Origin of the sequence: Sphingomonas sp. CCH21-G11, assembly GCF_001555965.1 — a bacterium.
Classification (GTDB): Bacteria; Pseudomonadota; Alphaproteobacteria; order Sphingomonadales; family Sphingomonadaceae; genus Sphingomonas.
Genome location: NZ_LSHX01000039.1, coordinates 1 through 317 on the forward strand (window position 1 = coordinate 1; position 317 = coordinate 317).

Annotated in this window: 1 protein-coding gene; it reads right to left on the reverse strand. The window is 60.3% G+C overall.

Annotated elements, in window-relative coordinates:
- Positions 1-74: 74 nt before the first annotated feature.
- Positions 75-317 (reverse strand): transposase (locus AX676_RS11520; RefSeq protein ID WP_197417802.1); only part of this gene is annotated, 243 nt, incomplete at its 5' end.

Sequence of the window (317 nt, forward strand, 5' to 3'; positions counted from 1 at the left end):
TGCTTGGATAGTCCCGCACATGGTCACGTCCGTCAATGAGGTGTAATTTGGGGTGTGGTCACCGGGCTGCATGGTCAGGCGGCCTTGGGTGTAATCTGTAGCGGCTGAGCCTCCTCGATCATTGGTGTGGCAAGGGCTGCCATGCCCTCGATCTGCATGTAGCGGTGCTGGAGCTGCCACTCGTCATTCTGCTCGAGCAGGACGGCGCCGACGAGTCGGATGATGCTGTCCTCGTTGGGGAAGATACCGACGACGTCAGCACGGCGCTTCACCTCCTTGTTCAGGCGCTCCAGCGGATTGGTGCTGTGCAGCTTGAC